Source organism: Blautia pseudococcoides (assembly GCF_001689125.2).
In the GTDB taxonomy this organism is placed as follows: domain Bacteria; phylum Bacillota; class Clostridia; order Lachnospirales; family Lachnospiraceae; genus Blautia; species Blautia pseudococcoides.
Window position 1 is genome coordinate 2,468,639 of sequence record NZ_CP015405.2, and the last position, 19,903, is coordinate 2,488,541.

18 protein-coding genes are annotated in these 19,903 nt (G+C 48.7%); all 18 read right to left on the reverse strand.

Features of this window, described 5'->3' with window-relative positions:
• Positions 1–98: 98 nt before the first annotated feature.
• The 18 genes from rpsO to A4V09_RS11895 all read right to left on the reverse strand — a co-directional run bounded on the left by rpsO (position 99) and on the right by A4V09_RS11895 (position 19,887).
• Positions 99–365 carry a 30S ribosomal protein S15 gene (gene rpsO / locus A4V09_RS11810; RefSeq protein WP_065542529.1) on the reverse strand — a complete coding sequence of 89 codons (267 nt, stop codon included), beginning with the start codon at positions 363–365 and terminating at the stop codon, positions 99–101.
• Positions 366–532: 167 nt separating this feature from the next.
• Positions 533–1,285, reverse strand: coding sequence for a C40 family peptidase (locus A4V09_RS11815; protein ID WP_065544750.1), 753 nt, complete (start codon positions 1,283–1,285; stop codon positions 533–535).
• 169 nt (positions 1,286–1,454) lie between these two features.
• Positions 1,455–3,113: a Na/Pi cotransporter family protein gene (locus A4V09_RS11820; protein WP_065542530.1), complete on the reverse strand. Its 1,659-nt coding sequence runs from the start codon at positions 3,111–3,113 to the stop codon at positions 1,455–1,457.
• 66 nt (positions 3,114–3,179) lie between these two features.
• Positions 3,180–4,106 (reverse strand): bifunctional riboflavin kinase/FAD synthetase, encoded by a 927-nt coding sequence (locus A4V09_RS11825; protein WP_065542531.1) that lies wholly within the window; start codon positions 4,104–4,106, stop codon positions 3,180–3,182.
• Positions 4,103–5,023 carry a tRNA pseudouridine(55) synthase TruB gene (gene truB, locus A4V09_RS11830; protein ID WP_065542532.1) on the reverse strand — a complete coding sequence of 307 codons (921 nt, stop codon included), beginning with the start codon at positions 5,021–5,023 and terminating at the stop codon, positions 4,103–4,105. Before truB ends, A4V09_RS11825 begins: the two co-directional genes overlap by 4 nt.
• Entirely contained in the window at positions 5,016–5,981 is a 966-nt protein-coding gene (locus A4V09_RS11835; RefSeq protein ID WP_065542533.1) for a DHH family phosphoesterase, read from the reverse strand. The genes truB and A4V09_RS11835 overlap by 8 nt, the downstream gene beginning before the upstream one ends.
• Entirely contained in the window at positions 5,962–6,357 is a 396-nt protein-coding gene (rbfA, locus tag A4V09_RS11840) for a 30S ribosome-binding factor RbfA (RefSeq protein WP_065542534.1), read from the reverse strand. The genes A4V09_RS11835 and rbfA overlap by 20 nt, the downstream gene beginning before the upstream one ends.
• A 10-nt stretch (positions 6,358–6,367) precedes the next feature.
• Entirely contained in the window at positions 6,368–9,451 is a 3,084-nt protein-coding gene (gene infB, locus A4V09_RS11845; RefSeq protein ID WP_084043558.1) for a translation initiation factor IF-2, read from the reverse strand.
• 16 nt (positions 9,452–9,467) lie between these two features.
• Complete coding sequence (locus tag A4V09_RS11850) at positions 9,468–9,782, reverse strand: L7Ae/L30e/S12e/Gadd45 family ribosomal protein (RefSeq protein WP_065542535.1); 315 nt, start codon at positions 9,780–9,782, stop codon at positions 9,468–9,470.
• Positions 9,769–10,047: an RNase P modulator RnpM gene (rnpM, locus tag A4V09_RS11855; RefSeq protein WP_065542536.1), complete on the reverse strand. Its 279-nt coding sequence runs from the start codon at positions 10,045–10,047 to the stop codon at positions 9,769–9,771. Before rnpM ends, A4V09_RS11850 begins: the two co-directional genes overlap by 14 nt.
• An 8-nt stretch (positions 10,048–10,055) precedes the next feature.
• A complete protein-coding gene (nusA, locus tag A4V09_RS11860; protein ID WP_065542537.1) occupies positions 10,056–11,291 on the reverse strand; it encodes a transcription termination factor NusA in 1,236 nt (411 codons plus the stop codon).
• A gap of 44 nt (positions 11,292–11,335) precedes the next feature.
• Positions 11,336–11,800, reverse strand: a complete 465-nt coding sequence (gene rimP, locus A4V09_RS11865; RefSeq protein WP_065542538.1) for a ribosome maturation factor RimP — start codon at positions 11,798–11,800, stop codon at positions 11,336–11,338.
• Between the two features lie 191 nt (positions 11,801–11,991).
• Positions 11,992–13,209, reverse strand: a complete 1,218-nt coding sequence (locus A4V09_RS11870; protein ID WP_157766945.1) for a transglutaminase domain-containing protein — start codon at positions 13,207–13,209, stop codon at positions 11,992–11,994.
• A gap of 12 nt (positions 13,210–13,221) precedes the next feature.
• Positions 13,222–14,142, reverse strand: a complete 921-nt coding sequence (locus A4V09_RS11875) for a magnesium transporter CorA family protein (protein WP_157766946.1) — start codon at positions 14,140–14,142, stop codon at positions 13,222–13,224.
• Between the two features lie 117 nt (positions 14,143–14,259).
• Positions 14,260–16,506, reverse strand: coding sequence for a DNA gyrase/topoisomerase IV subunit A (locus tag A4V09_RS11880; protein WP_065542539.1), 2,247 nt, complete (start codon positions 16,504–16,506; stop codon positions 14,260–14,262).
• Between the two features lie 10 nt (positions 16,507–16,516).
• Positions 16,517–18,439 (reverse strand): DNA gyrase/topoisomerase IV subunit B, encoded by a 1,923-nt coding sequence (locus A4V09_RS11885; protein WP_065542540.1) that lies wholly within the window; start codon positions 18,437–18,439, stop codon positions 16,517–16,519.
• A 35-nt stretch (positions 18,440–18,474) separates the two neighbouring features.
• On the reverse strand, positions 18,475–19,302 hold the full coding sequence (locus A4V09_RS11890; protein WP_065542541.1) for a Cof-type HAD-IIB family hydrolase: 828 nt from the start codon (positions 19,300–19,302) through the stop codon (positions 18,475–18,477).
• Positions 19,303–19,350: 48 nt separating this feature from the next.
• Positions 19,351–19,887 (reverse strand): phosphatase PAP2 family protein, encoded by a 537-nt coding sequence (locus A4V09_RS11895; protein WP_065542542.1) that lies wholly within the window; start codon positions 19,885–19,887, stop codon positions 19,351–19,353.
• Positions 19,888–19,903: the final 16 nt, after the last annotated feature.

Consider the following 19,903-nt stretch of genomic DNA (forward strand, 5'->3'; position numbering starts at 1 on the left):
CCAAAACAAGCCGGGAAATACCCTTTTCAGTGGTCTCGGTTCCAGTATCTTCGCCGTGATAAAATGGGGCGGAATACTCCGCCCCTAGGTTTGACTGATTATTTTCTAAGACCTAACTTCTCGATCAAAGCACGGTATCTCTCAATATCAGTTTTCTTCAGATAAGCAAGTAAACCACGTCTCTGACCTACCATTTTCAGAAGACCTCTTCTGGAATGATGATCTTTGTGATTTACCTTTAAGTGCTCTGTCAGTTCCTCAATTCTTGCTGTTAAAACTGCAACCTGCACTTCCGGTGAACCTGTGTCACCCGGTGTTCTTGCATATTCTGTCATGATAGCTTGTTTCTTTTCTTTAGAAATCATTGTATGTTCCTCCATATTTTTTTATAATCGCCTCTGATTAAGAAACGGTCGGAGTTTCCAATTCCTGAATCAGGGCTGTACTCATACTTGCTTAGTATAGCATAACAACCTATAATTGTAAAGTAACTTTTTATCACCAAATACAGCCTGTAAGCAGTAACCGTTTATTAAAATAAACGTACGCCCCAAACGGCCTGTTCCCTGTACAGATTGGACACTTTTATACCGGTAGCTGAGCTGCTGGCATGCACCACCTGGCCGTCTCCGATGTACATGACCACATGATAAATATAACCATTTTCCGAATAAAAGATCAAGTCCCCCGGAAGCGCTTCCTCCACAGATATCCTCTGCCCCACATTTGCCTGGTCCTCTGCCACCCTGGGGATGTGCACGCCAAAGTCACTGTAGAGTGTCTGCACAAATCCGGAGCAGTCCGCGCCGTTCGTCAGGCTTGTCCCGCCCCACACATAGGGATTTCCCACGAACTGAAGAGCATAGTTGACGATGGATGTACGCACATCCGAAGGATTGATGACCGGCACCGGCTCCGGGTCATCCACAGGATACGCCAGAACAGGCTCTGCAAGCCCTGTCATTTCCAGGTAATCCGTCTCATTGCTTCCAAGCATGTCCAGATACAGGTTGCACACATATCCGCTCATCTCCCCTGATGTGATATAGGACCATTCCCCCTCTGTGCTCTCCACATAGCAGAGCCCGTCTTTGGGGAGCTTGCCGATAATGGCTGCATCTGTGCCGGCGCCCTCCCTGATGTTCAGACAGGTATCCACATCCGCCACAGCGCAGCACTCCTGTTCCGGTACCTCCTCGGCAGGCTCTGCAAATACGGGCACTGCTGTCAGAAGCATACTGGTTCCTACTAATGTATAACTGATTTTTTTCATAAAATTCTGCATAAAATACTCCTTTTCAAAGAATCCATAAATTCCTTCCTGGCGGATTTGCTTCCGGCAGGACACAAAAAGCCCGCGGCTCATCTGCCGCAGGCTTTTTCTTTGGTATTCTGAACAATAAAAGCATATCTTTTATTGTATTATAGAGTATTGCCTGTTTTTTACGATTTTATTACAATTCCATTACAATTCTTTTATCTTCTTCCGGTTCTTCATCCAGAATAGAAAATGCAATGTTGGTCGCATGATCAGCCACACGTTCCAGACCGGAAATAAGGTCTGAATAGATCATGCTGGCGTCCGGTGTACATTCGTTTTTGGTAAGACGCTGTATATGCGTTGCCTGGAGATGTCTCTCCATCTCATCAATACTGTCCTCCAGCTCCAGAATCTCCTGGAGGTGTTTCTGGCTGTTATTGGAGAACATGTCCATGGAGTAGGTCATGATCCTTATAACCTTGTCCATCATTTCAGCCAGCTCCTTCTGGGCCGCCGGACTGAATTCAATATCTTTCTCCCTGCGCTCAATGGCTGAATCTGCCACATTTTCCGCATGGTCCCCGATTCTCTCAATATCGTTCACCACGTGGAAGAGACCGCCTATGCTTTTAATATCATCAATGGGCAGGGTACTCTGGTTGATGGCGATCAGATAATCCGTGATGGCATGATTCATATAATCAATATGTTTCTCCACCCGGTACACCTCTGCGATCTCGTCCTCATCCAGCGTGATCAGAGCATTCATAGCCCTGTTTAAATTGGTGATAGCCATATTGCCCATTCTCTCCAGCTCTTTTGTAGCTTCCACTACAGCCGTGCTGGGGGAAAATACATTGGTCGGCCCTATGTATTCCAGTTGGAAACCGCCGTCCGCTGCCACTTCATCCTTTCCGGGTACGAACAGATATGTCATCTTCACAATGGCACCTGAGAACGGCAGTAAAATAAGCACCTGGAAAACTTTGAACAGGGTGTGGGCGTTTGCCACGCTCCGTCCTATGTTGCCTCCGGAAAGTGTGGTGATCGCATTCTCTATCCAAGTCTCACCTGCCAGCAGCAGCACTGCCATGATCATGGTGCCGATCACATTGAACAGAAAATGGATCAGCGCTGCGCGCTTTGCGTCTTTGTTTCCATTGAGTGCTGCCAGCAGTGCAGAGGTACACGCACCGATATTACAGCCTAAAATAATGTAAAAGCAGATTCCCAACGGAAGCAGTCCCTGCTGCGCCATCAAAAGCAGTATACTGACCGTTACCGATGAACTTTGAACAATGGCCGTGATCAAAAATCCGATGAAGATACCTAATAACGGATTTTTCAGATTGGATAAAAGGCTGATGATAATAGGTGATTCCTTCAGACCTGCCATACTGCCCGACATAAGCGAAAGGCCCATGAACAGGATACCAAAGCCCAGAATAACTTCACCGACTTTTTTCACCTTTTCCTTCTTGCAGAACATCACTATGATCACACCCAGCATCAAAAATACCGGGGCGATCTGGGAAAGGTTAAACGCTACAAGCTGTGACGTGATGGTCGTACCGATGTTGGCACCCATGATCACGCCTGCCGCCTGGAAGAGATTCATCAGCCCTGCGTTTACAAAGCTGACCACCATTACTGTGGTTGCACTGGATGACTGGATAATGGCACAGAAAATCATGCCGAACAGCATTCCCACAACCTTGTTTTTTGTAAAGAAAGCCAGAAAACTACGCATCTTTGCTCCTGCGGCCTTTTCAATGCTGTCACTCATCACCCGCATGCCGTACAGGAACAACCCTAAGCCGCCTATCAGCGTTAAAATGTTTCCTACGTTCATTCTTATCTCCTTGGTAAAAAAGATTCCGTTATAAACTATAATAGAAATTTTGAGGTTTGTCCATCATTATTTGTCAAACGCCTTGAAAAATTCTCGACCTTTTTGGACATCCACATCCAATTGCCCCTTTAATTCCTGCAGGGAGGCAAATTTTCTCTCCGGCCTCAGATAACGGTAAAAACGCACCTCCGCGTCCTGTCCGTACAAATCCTCGTCACAGTCAAACAGGTATGTCTCCACACCCAGAAAATGTTCTGCCACTGTGGGCTTGTACCCTACGTTGGTAATTCCCTGGTATATTTTGTCTCCAATGCGGGAGCGGGTGATATAGACACCGTTGGGCGGCAGTTTTTTACAGACCGGAGGGATCAGATTGGCAGTAGGCACTCCTATAGTGCGCCCAAGCTGCCTGCCGTGTACAATCTCACCTCTGGTAAAATACACATATCCCAAAAGCTCGTTGACCTTTTCCATATTCCCTTTTTCCAGTTCTTCCCGCACATAGGTGCTGCTGATCTCCCGATTCCCGTCTTTTAATTTCTCCACTACGTCCACAGTAAAACCATAAGTTTTTCCCATGTCATCCAAAAGCGCAGGGGAACCGGCCCTGTCGTGGCCGAATCTGAAATCAGGGCCTACTGCCAGATATTTTACATGCATCCGGTTCACCAGAAATTCTTTTACAAACACCTCTGCCTCCATGTGCATCAGTTCATCTGTAAAGGGACACTCCACCAGAATATCCATGCCCCGCTCACAGGCCAGCTCCTCCCGCTCCTCATTGGTCAGAAGTCCCTTTGCAGGGGTATGTAGAAGTCTTACCACAGGGGATACATCAAAAGTAAAGATAACCGCCTTACAGTTATCTTCTTTTTTTTCCCGTATGCAGTTCATGAGCTTCTGATGTCCTCTGTGCAGCCCGTCGAATTTTCCCAGGGTGACTGCACTTGTCTCCCCCCCGCCAAGCCTTGGCACATCTGTTGTATATATCATGGTGTCTCCTTTCTGCTCTCCGCAAAATCCTCCGGGGTGCAGAACATGGTGATCAGCCGAAACTGTTCTCTTTTCTTTTCATATTCATAGAGACCGATGAACCGCTGTCCGCTGTCATACATGCGGACCCTGGTACCGTCCTCCATCTCCTCCTGAGCAGGGACAGCATTCCCGTTGCGCAGCATTTTGTCAAATTGTGCAGGGGCGTGAATCTCCCCGTATTCGGAAAACATCTGCTCAATGGTGACAACATGGGATAAAATACAGCCCGCTCCCACTGCCTCCTCAACCTCTGAAAGCCTCATGGCATCTTTCACATCAAAACGCTCCACCCGGGTGCGCAGCAGCCTTTCCATACAGCCCCCGCATCCCAGCTTCCGGCCAATATCGTGGCACAGAGTCCTGATATAGGTCCCTTTGGAACAAGCCACTCTAAACCGCACAAGCGGAAGTTCCATCTCCAGTATCTCTATGTGGTAAAATACCACACGCCGCGGTTTTCTCTCAACTTCTTTTCCCTCCCGGGCAAGTTCGTAAAGCTTTCTGCCGTTTACCTTCAAAGCAGAATACATGGGCGGGATCTGCTGCTGCTCTCCCAGAAAACTCTCTATACAGGAACGCACTGTGGCCGGATCAACTGTAACTTCTCTTTCCACCAGCACATTGCCTGTCATATCCTGAGTATCTGTGCTGATCCCCAGGTGCAGAACTGCCTCGTATGTCTTCCGCTTATCGGTCAGAAGGTCACACAGCTTAGTCGCCTTTCCCAAACATACCGGAAGGACCCCTTCGGCGTCCGGGTCCAGTGTGCCCGTGTGGCCTATCTTCTTTTGCCTTAAAATGCCCCGAAGTTTTGCCACAACGTCATGGGATGTATATCCCTTTTCCTTGTATATATTGATAACTCCGTTAATCACTGCATTTTTCCTTTATCTGTTTTTCGATATGTCCTGTCAGGTTGTTGATGACATCATAGACGGAACCCTGCATGGTACAGCCCGCTGCCTTCACATGACCGCCGCCGGAAAAATAGCTGGCTGCCACATTCACATCCACAGGTCCGTTGGAGCGCATGCTCACTTTAAATTCCTGTGTTTTTACCTCGTATAAGAAGATAGCAACCTCTACGCCTTTGGTGATACGCAGCTGGTCAACAATGCCGTCCAGATCTTTTGGTTCCACACCGTAAAACTCCATATCCCGCTTTCTGATACAGCCGATAATGCACTTACCGTCCAGCAGCATGATACTCTCCATCAGGCATCTGCCCAGGATCTGGTTCTGTACATAGCTTTTCTGGAAAAACGTCTCATCAATGATACTGGTAAAATCAATTCCTTTTTCCATCAGCTTTGCCGCAATACGCAGAGTTTCCGGGGTTGTGGAAGAAAATTTAAACACGCCTGTGTCATGGGCCATTCCCATATAAATGGCCTCCGCCACAGACTTTGATATCTTTTCCTCATCCAGAACTCCAAACAGCACCTCAGAAGCAGAACTCACATCCGGCTTCACCACATTGATATCCCCAAAGCCTTTGTTGCTCACATGGTGGTCAATGCAGATCTTTTTCTTTGCCTTCTGGTAAGCCTCCCACGCCACACCGATACGGTCTGACGTGCTGGTGTCGATGACAAAAAACACGTCATATGCCTCCTCATCGGTGTAGGCAGTCCTTATCTCATCCAGATGTGAGATCATAGAAAACGCATCTCTTGGCTTTTCCAGATAAATATCCGTCTCGATCTCCGGATAGTTTTCCCGCAGATAGAGGTAAAGTCCCATACAGGAACCCACACAGTCACCGTCCGGACGAACGTGTCCGGCGATGGCTGCCCTCTTAATTCCTTTCAGTTCACTGGCTATCTTCTCCATCCTCATGCACCTCCGATGCTGTGTCCTTTTTGCTGACTTCATCAATCAGCTTAGACATGGTCACGCCATATTCAATAGATTCATCCAGGATGAACCGTATTTCCGGCGTATTTCTAAGGTTCACCGTCTTGGCGAGCTGCCTGCGGATATAGCTTTCCGCACTGCGAAGCCCCGTGAGGGTGTCCTTTTTCGCTTCCGCATCGCCAAGCACACTGATATATGCTTTGCAGGTTTTAAGGTCCGGCGCCACTTCCACTGCCGTTACACTGGTCATGGGTTTTATGCGCGGGTCCTTAATACCATTACGGATGATCTCTGCCAGTTCTTTGTGAACCTCAGCGTTCACCCGTGTATTTTTAATACTGTTTTTTCTCATAAAAGCTCTCCTATCTCGGCACTTCCACCATAATATAAGCTTCTACCCTGTCTTCCTCTTGTACGTCACTGAAGTCCTCGAATACGAGACCGCACTCATAACCTGCTTTCACTTCTTTTACATCATCCTTGAAACGCTTCAGAGATGCCAGAACACCTTCGTAAATCTGCTCTTCTCCTCTGGTAATGCGGACCTTGCAGTTTCTCTGGAACATACCGTCCAGAACATATCCGCCGGCAATGGTACCCACATCGGATGACTTGAACGTCTGGCGCACTTCCGCATGGCCGATAACCTTTTCCTCGTATACCGGATCCAGCATACCCTTCATGGCTGCTTCCACATCCTCGATGGCCTGATAGATGACACGGTACAGACGCAGGTCAACGCCTTCCTGTTCTGCAATTGCCTTTGCTGTCACATCGGGGCGTACATTGAAGCCGATGATGATGGCATTGGATGCACTTGCAAGGGTAACGTCAGATTCATTGATGGCACCCACACCGCCGTGGATAACTTTGACCACAACCTCCTCGTTGGAAATCTTCACAAGACTCTGTTTCACGGCTTCCACAGAACCCTGTACATCGGCTTTTACGATCAGAGGAAGCTCTTTCAGATTACCTGCCTGAATCTGTGTGAACAGATCATCCAGGGACATCTTGGCTTTTGTCTCTTCCAGAAGACGGTTTTTATTTTCGGAAACAAAGGTAGCAGCAAAATGTTTTGCCTCTTTGTCGTTTTCTGTTGCAACCAGGATCTCTCCTGCGTTTGGCACATCACCCAGACCCAAAATCTCCACCGGAGTGGACGGGGATGCCTCTTTTACTCTTCTTCCCTTGTCATCCATCATGGCACGGACTTTACCGGAGCAGGCTCCGGCAGCAATAAAGTCACCCACATGCAGGGTACCCTTCTGTACCAGAATGGTGGCAACAGGGCCTTTTCCTTTGTCAAGCTCCGCTTCGATGACAAGACCTCTTGCCATTCTCTTTGGATTGGCTTTCAGCTCTGCCACCTCGGCAGTGAGAATGATCATCTCTAACAGGGTTTCGATCCCCTCGCCAGAATGTGCGGATACCGGTACAAAGATGGTACTTCCGCCCCAGTCTTCCGGGATCAGCTCATACTCGGATAATTCCTGTTTTACTCTCTCAATATTGGCACTTGGTTTATCAATCTTGTTGATGGCAACAATAATCTCAACTCCGGCAGCTTTTGCATGGTTGATAGCCTCCACGGTCTGCGGCATAACACCATCGTCCGCAGCTACTACCAGGATGGCAATATCGGTCGCATTGGCACCACGCATACGCATAGCGGTAAATGCCTCGTGGCCCGGTGTGTCCAAAAACGTGATCTTCTGATCATTGACGGTAACCATATAAGCACCGATGTGCTGTGTGATACCGCCTGCCTCTCTGTCTGTCACGTGTGTATTTCTGATGCAGTCCAGAAGTGATGTTTTACCATGGTCTACATGACCCATAACACAGACTACCGGAGGTCTGGAAACCAGTAAGGATTCGTCTTCATCATCCTCTTTGAGGAGTTCTGCGATCACATCCACCTTTACTTCCGGTTCTGCGATAATATCGTAGTCCAGAGCGATCTCCTGCGCTTTCTCAAAATCAATTTCATGGTTCACGGTAACCATTATTCCGTCCATGAACAGTTTCTTGACAATAACAGAAGGCTGCATCTTCATTTTATCTGCCAGCTCACGGATCGTCATTTTCTCCGGAAGTGTGATCTCCTTTACAACTTCCTTCTTCTCTTCCACCTTAGGCTGTGTGTTTGGTCTCTGCAGAGCTCTTGGCAGTCTCTGGTTCGGACGTCTTCCGCCTCCCTGGTTGGGGCGTTTGCTGCCTGTCTTTAAGTCATCTTTCTTAACGTCCTTTTTCTTATTCTCACGGTTTAACTTGCGGCTGTCTTTCTCCACAAATTCCAGCTTGGGAGCATCTGCTTTTCCGCCTTTATCCCTGTTAAATCCGCCGCCCGGACGGTTATCCGTGCCTCTCTGCCTGTTGTCTCCGAAACGATTGGGACCGCTGCCTGTTCTTGGACGGTTATCTCCGCCTCTGTTGTCATTGTTGTAGCGCGGACGGTCTCCCGTATTGGTCCTTGGACGGTTGTCACCGTTCCTGTTGTCGCTGTTATAGCGGGGACGGTCTCCCGTATTGGTCCTGGGGCGGTTGTCACCGTTCCTGTTGTCGCTGTTATAGCGCGGACGGTCTCCCGTATTAGTCCTTGGACGGTTGTCACCGTTCCTGTTGTCGCTGTTATAGCGCGGACGGTCTCCCGTATTGGTCCTGGGACGGTTGTCACCGTTCCTGTTGTCGCTGTTGTAGCGTGGACGGTCTCCTGTATTGGTCCTGGGACGGTTGTCACCGTTCCTGTTGTCGCTGTTGTAGCGTGGACGGTCTCCTGTATTGGTCCTGGGACGGTTGTCGCCGTTTCTGTTGTCATTATTATAGCGGTTCTGGCCGTCTCCGCTGTTGGTTCTCGGACGGTTATCACCATTCCTGTTATCGTTGTTATAACGATTCTGCCCGTCTCCGCTGTTGTTGTATCTTGGGCGGTTATCCCCGCTTCTGTTATCGTTATTGTAACGATTCGGACGGTCTGTGTTTCTGTTATCGCTGTTATACCGGTTTGGACGTTCCCCGTTATTGCTGCCCGGACGGTTATCTGTCCTGTTCTGAGTATTTGCTGTACTTTCCGTTTTCATTCCTCCCTGTGCCGGACGATTATTCCCCGGCTGGCTGCTGCTGTGCGCACTTCCTGCTTCCGCAGGATGATTCTGTGGTTTTTGCTTTCTCTCAGGCATATGACTTGCATTCTGCGGTCTGAATACCTGGATCAGTTTTTTCTTCGGTTTCTCTTCCGCTGACGCTGCCGGCTTTGCAGTATCCGTGCTGGCGGCTGCCATATTTCCCTTTCTCAAGTTTGAGCGTATCAGGCTCACATGATCATCCTCAAGGCTGCTCATGTGGCTTTTTACATCTATATTCTTGGATTTCAAAAAATCCATGACCTCCTTGTTGCTTTTATCTAATTCTCTTGCAATTTCATGCACTCTCAGTTTTGACATATATTGCCCTCCTTTTTTATTTACCCATCTGTTCCATCTTTTTCTTCATCGCCACTGCGAAATTATCATCCGTCACGCCCAGAGACGCGCGGTAATCCTTTCCAATGGCACCTCCCAACTCCTCCTTTGTTCCGACAAAATAAACCGGGACCTTATAGTAGGCACACATATCGGAAAACTTTTTTTTAGAATTATCTGATGCATCACCTGCCACAAGGACAAGGCGCGCTTTTCCAGCCTTCACTGCTTTCTCTGTGGCAAACTCGCCGCTCACCACTCTCCCTGCTTTGGCCGCCAATCCCAATAGGGACAGTTCTTTACTGATGTTCAAGCTTATCAAACTCCTTTTCCAGGCTCTCATATACGGATGCCGGTATGGCTGTCTTGAGAGAACGCTCCAATCCCCGGTTCTTCCTGGCCTTTCGCAGGCATTCCTTGTCAAAACACAGATATGCCCCTCTGCCGTTCTTTCTGCCGGTGGCATCCAGAATGATCTCCTCCTCCGGTGTCTTTAAAACGCGGAGCATTTCCTTCTTGTTCTTCATTTCACCGCAGCCGGTACATTTCCGCATAGGGACTTTCCTGACCGTACCCATACTATCACCTACTCTTCTTCACCGGGTGTCCCGGAGGCTTCCGGTTCCTCATAGGAATCCGGTGCCTCAAGAGAAGCAATGTCTTCCAGATCCTCTTCCTCGTAGGATTCCGCCATGTCTCCCTCTTCTTCGTACCCTTGGTCTTCGTAACTGTCTTCTATATAGCCCTCTTCTTCGTAGTCTTCCTCATAGAAATCGAAATCACCGGACTCCCTTGCCTGTGTCTCACTCTTGATGTCTATCTTAAACCCTGTCAGTCTTGCTGCAAGTCTGGCATTCTGTCCCTCTTTGCCGATGGCCAGGGAAAGCTGGTAATCCGGAACAATGACCATGGCGGTCTTCTCATCCGGATCAGCCATAACCGAAATGACCTTTGCCGGACTTAAGGCATTCTCGATCAGAAGCGCCGGGTTGTCACTCCAGTTGATAATATCAATCTTCTCGCCGCGAAGCTCTTCCACAATGGCATTGACCCTGGCACCGTTCATACCAACACAGGCACCTACGGGGTCTACATCCGGGTCGTTGCTCCACACAGCGATTTTCGTACGGGAACCGGCTTCTCTGGCAATACTCTTGATCTCCACCGTGCCGTCCTTCACCTCTGTGACCTCAGCCTCGAAGAGACGCTTCACCAGCTCCGGGTGTGTCCTGGACACAAGGATCTTTGGTCCCTTGGGGGTGTCTTTTACCTCCAGGATATACAGTTTGATCCTCTCTGTGGGGCGGAACACCTCTGTCTTCACTTGTTCATTTTCTGTCAGGATGGCATCGGCCTTCCCCAGATTGATGCTGTAGTTCCTGCCCAGGCTTCTCTGGACAATTCCCGTCACAACATCTTTTTCTTTTCCGTAATACTGGTTGAAGATCACTTTTCTCTCTTCCTCGCGGATTTTCTGCAGAATCACGTTCTTGGCATTCTGGGTGGCGATCCGTCCGAATTCCTTTGACTTGATCTCCACATTCACCACATCGCCCAGCTCATACTGGGAATTCATCATCTTGGCATTTGCCAGACTGATCTCCATGACCGGATCCGTCACTTCCTCAACCACAGTCTTCTCCGCATACACGCCGAAGTCACAGGTCTCAGGGTTGATATTCACGTGCACATTGTCAGCTTTGCCGAAATGGTTCTTGCACGCCTGGATCAGGGATTGTTCAATGGCTTCCAAAAGCGTATCTTTGCTGATGGATTTCTCTTTTTCCAGAATATCCAGCGCCTCTAATAACTCTGTATTCATGTTTTACATCCTCCTGAATTTCTTCTATATAATATCCACTGCTGTTAAAAGTCAAACGCCTGCCTGATCAGTGCAATGTCAGCCTTTAAAAAGGTGCGCTCCCCATCCTCGTTTTCAATGGTCACGCTGTCCGCATCGTAGGCTTTCAGTATACCGTAGAATTCCTTCTCCCCGTCAATGGCACGGTAGGTTCTGATCTCCAGCTCCTTACCCATGTTTCTCTGGTAGTCTTTCTCTTTCTTAAGTGGTCTCCCAAGACCGGGAGAGCTTACTTCCATAATATAAGCAGTGTCGATAAAATCTTCTTCATCCAGCTTTTCAGAAAATGCCCTGCTTACAACCTCACAGTCGTTCACAGCAATGCCGCCTTCTTTATCGATGTAGGCACGCAGATACCAGTTGCTGCCTTCCTTCACATATTCCATATCCACAAGCTCAAATCCATGGCTCTCCAGTATGGGTGTTATAAGGGCTTCTGCTTTCTGTTCGTATATTTCTCTCTGACTCATTCTTTCACCTTCTTCCGCATCTTCTGTCCGGTACTCGATAAAGTTATGAATTTAAATTTATTTGTGGTAACTTTATGGGTACTTAGTTTCCACTACATAATAAGAGTGGACCGAAGGCCCACTCTTATGTTATCGTGATTATCAAGTTCTATACCAGAATACCACTAAAAGTGTGAAGTTGCAAGTCTTTTTTACCAATACACGGTAAGGAGCTTGTCCTCATCACTGTATCCTATATTCCACTGGTAGGTCTCACCTTCCCCGAAATGATAGGCTTCCCGCACGGCCCGTTCGATCAGATCCCCGTCCACCATGGCCGCCACCGCCTGCTGATAGCTGTCCCCATCGGCAAACTTAAAGTCCTCCCGCTCCCGTCCTTCCGATATGGAGGAGGTCAGTATATAGTAGATCTCATTTTCATCATAATAGGAGTACCAGGTGCCATTCATTTTATAGTAGTTATAGCTGTCATCGGCGCATTCCGGCAGCGGCAGAAGCGCATCCGGTGTATGTGTGGCCAAAAGTGTGGCGGCGTCGCAGCACAGATAGGTGTAGGATATTTCCTGTACTGCTCCCTCCTGTTTTTCCGAAAATCCCGGGTTGGCCCAGGTGGTATCCACATAGTAAAAATCATCCCCTATTTTTACCAGGTTCCACGCGTGTTCTTCATTGTTGGGCGCAGCCGTTCCTGTGACCAGGGTACAGAAAATCCCCATCTTCCCAAGCAGATACTGGGTTGCCTTTGAAAATCCGGCGCATACGGTGACCTGGTTTAAAAAGACGCTCTGGATATTCTGGTTGTTGGGACTGGATTGGTCGTAAGCAATGTTCTGGCTCAGAAACTCATAGATGTATTTTATCCTGCCGTAAGTATCCGCCTCCTGGGGCACCTGGGCAAGCCACTGGTCTGCCGCTGCCTCAATGCCGGCCTTCACGGGCTCTATTTCCGACTTATCCATATTGTAAACAAGCTGCAGATCCACGCTGCTTGCCGTATCCGGGGAACCATCCCCCTGAAAGGTATAAGACTGCTGGTCCAGCCAGAAAAATTCCGGGTGGTCCACAAACACCATATTATTGACCAGGTTGATATCCTCCTCCGTACAGGGGTCCACAGAAACCTCATCCTTGTATTCCAGGATACCGTTCAAAAGCTGCCGGTACAGCTTCTGCTGGTTCTCTGTCAGGCTTTCATAGCCGTAAGGTATGTAATCACCGTTTACATACTGCAGGGCATCTGCCTCCTTGCTCACTTCTTTCTCCGGCTCAAAAACCTTATATATTTTCTTCTGTACCGTTTCCGTCACACTGTCTTTTGCCTCTGTGCTTATCTCCCTGCCGCAGCCGGAAACCATGAAAGAAATCACCATTACTATGCACAGAAGCAGACTGTTTCCTTTTTTTCTCATAGGCATCTTCTCCTAGTCAAACCATTTCTTATGTTTGAAATACAAAATCTCTATAATAACGATCAGGATCACCACACCAATGATGATAAAATAACCGCCTTTATAATGAAGCTCAGGCATATTGATAAAATTCATGCCGTACCAGCCCGTGATCAGTGTCAGGGGCATAAATATGGTGGTCACCACGGTGAGAAACTGCATGATCTTATTCTGCCTTTCCGCAGTCCTGGCCTGGTACATCTCCCGGATCTGAAGTGTATATTCCCGCAGGTTCCTGGTATTATCCGCAAGGCGCTGGATCCTCTTCCCCATGACCCTGAAGAGACGGCAGTCCTCCTCTCCGAGAAATCCCGTGTAATTTTCTTCCAGCATTTCGCAGAAATCCACCATTTGGTCATAGTAAGTATTCATACGCAAAAGCTCTCTGCGCACAGCCAGCATCCTGGCCGGACAGTCCTTGATCTCCTCACGGAACAGCCCGTCCTCCATGTCTGTCATTTTCAGCTCATATGCCTGGAGAAAACGCACGTCATCTTCCAAAAGACGTTCCATGAACTCAAAGAGGAAATGTGCCGCATAGCTCTGCTCCTGAAACCGGATCTCTACCATACTCTTTACTATATGAGCCACAAATCCGGACTCATCCACGAACAAAAGCTTCTCTTTATCCATATAATACCCGAAAGAAACGGGTTTTTCCAGAAGTTTTTCTTTCTGGGGTATGGAAAAGGTTCCCAGCACACAGTCCTTCTGCATCTCACCCTTACAGAAATGTACATGCTCCAGGCTCCGTAGAAGCAGACGTCCGGGGCCTGTGTCCCCGTATTTTCTTTTGTAGGATTCCATGTTCAGTATCTCAATAAGGCAGTCTCCCGGAGCGGGAATTTCTTTTTCTCCGAGACCTGACATTTTCTTATTCAAACCATATCTCATAGCCCCTCCCGCGTGCACTCTTCTTCCTAAAACTGTCGTATGAGCCATACCATTGGCTGGCTGTCACTGCCGGGCATCCGCACCACATCGACTCCGGCCTGCCATTAAGGCTTCCTGTTACAGCCTGATTTTTGTACCCTTGGTATCGCGCTTTGCCAGCTTCAGTCTGTTCAGCGTCACATTCTTTTCTTTATAGGAAACCAAATATTCTGTCCGGTTTTCCAGAAGATACGCGTGCTCCACTTCATCATCCCCGGCAAGACGGATCCCCCGCACGCCGATGGCAGTCTTCTTTTTATCCGGAACTTCCTCTTTCATAAAGCGCAGGAAGAGGCCGTTTTTCGTCTGAAGCACCACATATTCCATGGGGTCTGCAATCTGCACCAGGATCAGCTTGTCCCCCTCCGAAAGCTTTGTGGCTGCTATGGTCCGTTTTGATACATCAAATTCCATTCCCGCCACCTGCTTGAGCATACCTGTTTTTGTAGCAAAAAACAGCATGGAATCTTTGATCCCCGACAGGCTGGAGACAAATACCATCTGCTCCGCGGAGCTGTCAAAGTTGCTCACATTGTCAATGGGCGTCCCCTTGTCCCTGAACTTTCCAAAGGGCAGGTCCAGCACTTTGATAGTATGCATCCTGCCCGAATCGGTAAACACGCATATCTTGTCTGTGTTCAGGCAGGGGAATATATATTTGTTCTCACTGTCGGCTGTCTCCTTGTTCCGCTCATAGGCCGCCTTGTCTATGGTTCTTGCATAGCCGAAACGGTCCATCAGGAACACAACCTCCATCTCCTCGATCTTCTTTTCCTCATATACCGCTTCCGCCGCATTTTCAATAGATGTGAGGCGTTTTTTTCCATATTCTCTTTTCACGGCTTTCAATTCATCCATGATCACGGCAGCCATGGAATCATAGTTGTTGAGAATATCTTCATAGCGGGCAATATTTTTAAGTGTCACCTCATGCTCCGCCATCAATGCCTGGACTTCCAGGCCAATGAGTTTATAGAGGCGCATATCCAGAATGGCTGTGGCCTGCCGCTCTGTAAACTGCAGTTTTTTGGCCTGCCGTTCGCTTGTCTTAGTCTTGAAGCGGATTCCGTCTGTTATTCCGCTTACCAGGCAGTTTTTCACCTGCTCCCTGTTCTTGCTCCCCCGCAGGATCTCAATGATCAGGTCGATCACGTCACAGGCCTTGATGAGTCCTTCCTGTATCTCCTGTTTTTCCCGTTCTTTTGAAAGTAATGTCTGATACTTTCTGGTTGCCACCTCGAACTGAAAGTCCACGTGATACTCAATGACTTGTTTTAAGCTTAAAATTTCCGGCCTTCCGTCTGCGACCGCAAGCATATTTACGCCAAATGTGTCCTCCAGCCTGGTCTTCTTGTACAGCATATTGGTGAGATTTTCCACATCCGCGCCCTTTTTCAGCTCCAGTACAATACGGATCCCCTCTTTTGAGGACTGGTTGGAGATATCCACAATATCCGTGGTCTTTTTCGTCTCCACCAGAGCTGCCACATCGTTCAGGAACTTGCCGATATTGGCCCCGACCATGGTGTATGGGATCTCTGTGATGACCAGAAGCATTCTTCCGGCTTTTCCCTTTTCCACCTCCACCCTTCCCCGGAGCTTGATCTTGCCGCTCCCGCTTTCATAGATGGATGGCAGGTCATCTTTATTGACCACAATTCCACCTGTGGGGAAATCCGGCCCTTTGATGTACTTCATCAGCGCCTTTGTGGTGATGGTATTGTCCTTCATATAAGCCACAACGCCGTCGATGACCTCATTTAAATTGTGGGGGGGAATGCTGGTAGCCATACCTACAGCAATGCCGTCCGCACCGTTTAATAAAAGGTTGGGGACCTTGACGGGAAGCACTTCCGGCTCCTTCTCTGTCTCGTCAAAGTTTGGCACAAAATCCACAACATTTTTATCCAGGTCTGCCAGATAGACCTCCTGTGTTATTTTTTCCAGGCGGGCTTCCGTGTACCTCATAGCCGCAGCCCCGTCCCCTTCTATAGAACCGAAGTTTCCATGTCCGTCCACCAGTGTCTGGCCTTTCTTAAATTCCTGGGCCATGACCACCAGGGATTCATAGATGGAGCTGTCCCCGTGGGGATGGTATTTTCCCATGGTGTCACCCACAATACGGGCGCATTTCCTGTACGGCCTGTCATAGCGTATCCCCAGTTCATACATATCGTAAAGGGTCCTGCGCTGCACCGGCTTTAAGCCGTCCCGCACATCCGGAAGGGCGCGGGCAACAATGACGCTCATGGCATAGTCAATATATGACTTCTGCATGATCTCCGAATATTCTGTTCTGATGATATTGTCCTGTACGTTCGCCATTTCGCTCCTCCTATATGTCTAATTCCGCATCCTGGGCGTGTTCATAGATGAATGCTTTTCTGGGAGGCACCTCGGTTCCCATGAGTACCTCGGTCACCTCCGACGCCATGCGGGCATCCTCAATCTCCACCAGCTTTAACAGCCTGGTCTCCGGGTTCAGGGTTGTCTCCCAGAGCTGCTGCGCGTCCATCTCACCCAGGCCTTTGTACCGCTGCAGGGTAAAGGGGCCTTTATGCCTTTTTCTGTATCGCTCCAGGGCCTTGTCATCATAGAGATATTCCTCTTTTCCCTTTGCGGGCATGGCTTTATAGAGGGGAGGCATGGCGATATACACGTGTCCCTCATAGATCAGTTCCGGCATGAACCGGTAAAACAGGGTAAGAAGCAGGGTGGAAATGTGGGCACCGTCCACATCCGCATCTGCCATGATGATGATCTTGTCATAGCGCAGTCTGCTGATGTCAAAATCGTTGCCGTATCCTTCTGAAAATCCGCAGCCAAAGGCATTGATCATGGTCTTGATCTCCGCATTTGCCAGCACCTTGTCAATGGTGGCTTTCTCCACATTCAGGATCTTACCCCGGATGGGAAGGATGGCCTGGAAATTCCTGTCCCTGGCGGTCTTGGCACTGCCCCCGGCGGAATCTCCCTCCACAATGAATATCTCGCACAGGGAGGGGTCACGCTTCTCGCAGTTTGCCAGCTTGCCGTTGGAATCAAAAGAATATTTCTGCTTTGTCAGCAGGTTGGTCTTTGCTTTTTCCTCTGTCTTTCTTATCTTTGCTGATTTTTCCGCACAGGAAAGGATGTTTTTCAGGGTGTCCAGATTTCTGTCCATGAAGAGAACAACCTCTTCCCCCGTTACTTTTCCCGTGGCTTTTGCGGCGTCCTGGTTGTCCAGCTTGGTCTTGGTCTGCCCCTCAAAACGTGGGGATGGATGCTTGATGGAAACCACGGCAGTCATGCCGTTTCGGATATCCGCGCCTGTAAAATTGGGGTCTTTTTCCTTCAGGACTCCCAGTTCCCTGGCGTAATTGTTCATCACAGAGGTAAATGTGGTCTTGAATCCGGTCAGATGGGTGCCGCCCTCTGCATTGTAAATGTTGTTGCAAAAGCCCAGAACGTTCTCTCGGAATTCGTTGATATACTGAAAGGCCACCTCAACGGTAATACCTTCGGATTCCCCCTTAAAATATACAGGCTCGTGGAGGATCTCACATTTTTTATTCAGGTCTTTGATAAATCCTACGATCCCCTCCGGCTCGTGAAAGGTGATACACTCCGGCACATCCCCTCTCTTGTCCTCAAAGACAATGGTCAGCTCAGGATTCAGATAAGCGGTCTCGTGGAGACGGCTCTTGACCTCCGTGGCGGAGAAACGCGTCTTCTCAAAAATCTCCGGGTCCGGGAGGAAGTTCACCAGCGTCCCCGTGGTTTTTGTCTTTCCCAGTTTCGGCAGAAGGCCCTCTTCCAGTTCAATGGTGGGGATTCCCCGCTCATAGTGGTCGTGATGGATATAACCTTCCCGGCTGATCTTAATGTCCAGGTATGTGGACAGCGCATTCACTACGGAGGAGCCTACACCGTGAAGGCCTCCGCTTGTCTTATAGGCCGAGTCATCAAACTTACCGCCTGCGTGCAGAGTGGTAAATACAAGCCTCTCGGCTGACATTCCCTTCTCATGCATCCCTACGGGGATTCCTCTTCCGTTGTCCTCCACCGTGGCGGAACCGTCCCGCTCCAGCGTCACACGGATATCCGTACAGAATCCGGCCAGATGTTCATCCACCGCATTGTCCACGATCTCATAGATCAAATGGTTCAAACCTTTCCGGGAAACACTGCCGATATACATACCGGGCCGTTTCCTTACAGCCTCCAGTCCTTCCAGAACTGTAATACTGCTGGCATCATAGGTTGTTTTTATGGCCATTTTTGTTCGTCCTTTCTATTTCTGATGGTAACTGTTCAATTTAGTATATGTTCAATTGCTTTTGCAACACCGTCATTTTCGTTGGTGTCTGTCACCGCACTGCTGATCTCCTTCACCCTGTCACAGGCATTGCCCATTGCCACAGAGTATCCGGCATACAAAAGCATCTCATAATCATTATTACTGTCACCCACTGCCATGATCTCTTCCTGTCTGACTCCAACCATGTCGGCCAGCTTTGCAATGGCATTCCATTTGCTCCATCTTCCCTGTACCACTTCTATATTATTGGGGATAACGGAGATGGGATGTACACCGGGGAGCAGATCGATTTCCCTTATCAGCTTATCCTTTTCTTCCATTTTGGATACCAAGATATGTACCTTTCCCACACGGATATGATCCCCTGCCAGAAGTTTCCTGTAATCTGCAGTAATTCTATTGGTGGCCAAAAGCTGGTCACAGTATTCTTTCGGAAGTCCGCATCTTCTGATCACTTCCTGTCCTTTGGCATCCATGTAGGCATCCTGACCTGCATAGATTTCCACATATGCATCATATTTTGCCGCAAGCTCATAAATTTCCCTGACATTATCCATGTCCATTTCATGAAAATACAGGACATCCTCTGTCCTGCCGCTTGTGATAACGGAACCGTTGCCGTTTATAAAATAGGAAATCTCTTGAAACTCTTTTAAAACAAACCGGGTATTGCGGTAGGAGCGGCCCGTGGTGGGAACGATCCGATATCCTCTTCTGCCCGCTTCCTCCACCGCCTCCCTGGTCCGCTTTGAAATGGTACAGTCGTCCCGAAGGAGTGTACCGTCCAGGTCAATGGCTATCATTTTTAAATCTTTTCTCATCTCTGTTCTCCTGTTATTCTTCCTATAAGTCTCAGGCTTATTCTCCCCTTATCCTTTTGCCTCGTTCCCCCTGTTACGCTTCACACAGTCAAACACAAAGGCGGACAGAAGACCGCAGCAGATGCCAAAGACAATTCCCGCCAGCACATCTGTAGGGAAATGTACATACAGGTACAGACGTGAAAAGGCGATCAGGGCAGCCAGCACAAAGGCGCAGATGCCTGCTTTTTTATTTCCTGTAAAAAGTGCCGTGGCCGCCGCAAAGGAAGCCTGGGTGTGCCCGGAGGGAAATGAATAATCCTTTGGCACCTGGACCAAAAGCTCCACCGTCTCGTTGATCCAGCAAGGGCGCTGCCTCGCCACAAGCGGCTTTAGAATAATATTTCCAAACAATGCGGAAAATATCAGCGCTCCCAGCACCAGGACACCGTACTTTCTGTATCGCTTCACGCAGAGCAGCACCAGGCCCAGTACGATCCAGAACCATCCTGCGTTTCCAAGGGATGTGATAAATACTAAAATTTTGTCCAGCAGAGGGGTATGTATCTGCTGCAATGCATCCAATATTGTAAATTCCCAACCCATACGTTTTTCCTTTCTG

What these genes read in the sequence shown, in the direction of transcription:
- infB (WP_084043558.1), bottom strand. Translation starts at nt 9,451, where the DNA reads ATGTCAAAACTGAGAGTGCATGAAATTGCAAGAGAATTAGATAAAAGC.
- A4V09_RS11875 (WP_157766946.1), bottom strand. Translation starts at nt 14,142, where the DNA reads ATGAGATATGGTTTGAATAAGAAAATGTCAGGTCTCGGAGAAAAAGAA.
- rpsO (WP_065542529.1), bottom strand. Translation starts at nt 365, where the DNA reads ATGATTTCTAAAGAAAAGAAACAAGCTATCATGACAGAATATGCAAGA.
- rimP (WP_065542538.1), bottom strand. Translation starts at nt 11,800, where the DNA reads ATGAGTCAGAGAGAAATATACGAACAGAAAGCAGAAGCCCTTATAACA.
- A4V09_RS11880 (WP_065542539.1), bottom strand. Translation starts at nt 16,506, where the DNA reads ATGGCGAACGTACAGGACAATATCATCAGAACAGAATATTCGGAGATC.
- A4V09_RS11885 (WP_065542540.1), bottom strand. Translation starts at nt 18,439, where the DNA reads ATGGCCATAAAAACAACCTATGATGCCAGCAGTATTACAGTTCTGGAA.
- A4V09_RS11835 (WP_065542533.1), bottom strand. Translation starts at nt 5,981, where the DNA reads ATGGAGAAGATAGCCAGTGAACTGAAAGGAATTAAGAGGGCAGCCATC.
- A4V09_RS11820 (WP_065542530.1), bottom strand. Translation starts at nt 3,113, where the DNA reads ATGAACGTAGGAAACATTTTAACGCTGATAGGCGGCTTAGGGTTGTTC.
- A4V09_RS11890 (WP_065542541.1), bottom strand. Translation starts at nt 19,302, where the DNA reads ATGAGAAAAGATTTAAAAATGATAGCCATTGACCTGGACGGTACACTC.
- rnpM (WP_065542536.1), bottom strand. Translation starts at nt 10,047, where the DNA reads ATGGGTACGGTCAGGAAAGTCCCTATGCGGAAATGTACCGGCTGCGGT.
- rbfA (WP_065542534.1), bottom strand. Translation starts at nt 6,357, where the DNA reads ATGAGAAAAAACAGTATTAAAAATACACGGGTGAACGCTGAGGTTCAC.
- A4V09_RS11825 (WP_065542531.1), bottom strand. Translation starts at nt 4,106, where the DNA reads ATGATATATACAACAGATGTGCCAAGGCTTGGCGGGGGGGAGACAAGT.
- A4V09_RS11895 (WP_065542542.1), bottom strand. Translation starts at nt 19,887, where the DNA reads ATGGGTTGGGAATTTACAATATTGGATGCATTGCAGCAGATACATACC.
- A4V09_RS11815 (WP_065544750.1), bottom strand. Translation starts at nt 1,285, where the DNA reads ATGCAGAATTTTATGAAAAAAATCAGTTATACATTAGTAGGAACCAGT.
- nusA (WP_065542537.1), bottom strand. Translation starts at nt 11,291, where the DNA reads ATGAATACAGAGTTATTAGAGGCGCTGGATATTCTGGAAAAAGAGAAA.
- A4V09_RS11870 (WP_157766945.1), bottom strand. Translation starts at nt 13,209, where the DNA reads ATGAGAAAAAAAGGAAACAGTCTGCTTCTGTGCATAGTAATGGTGATT.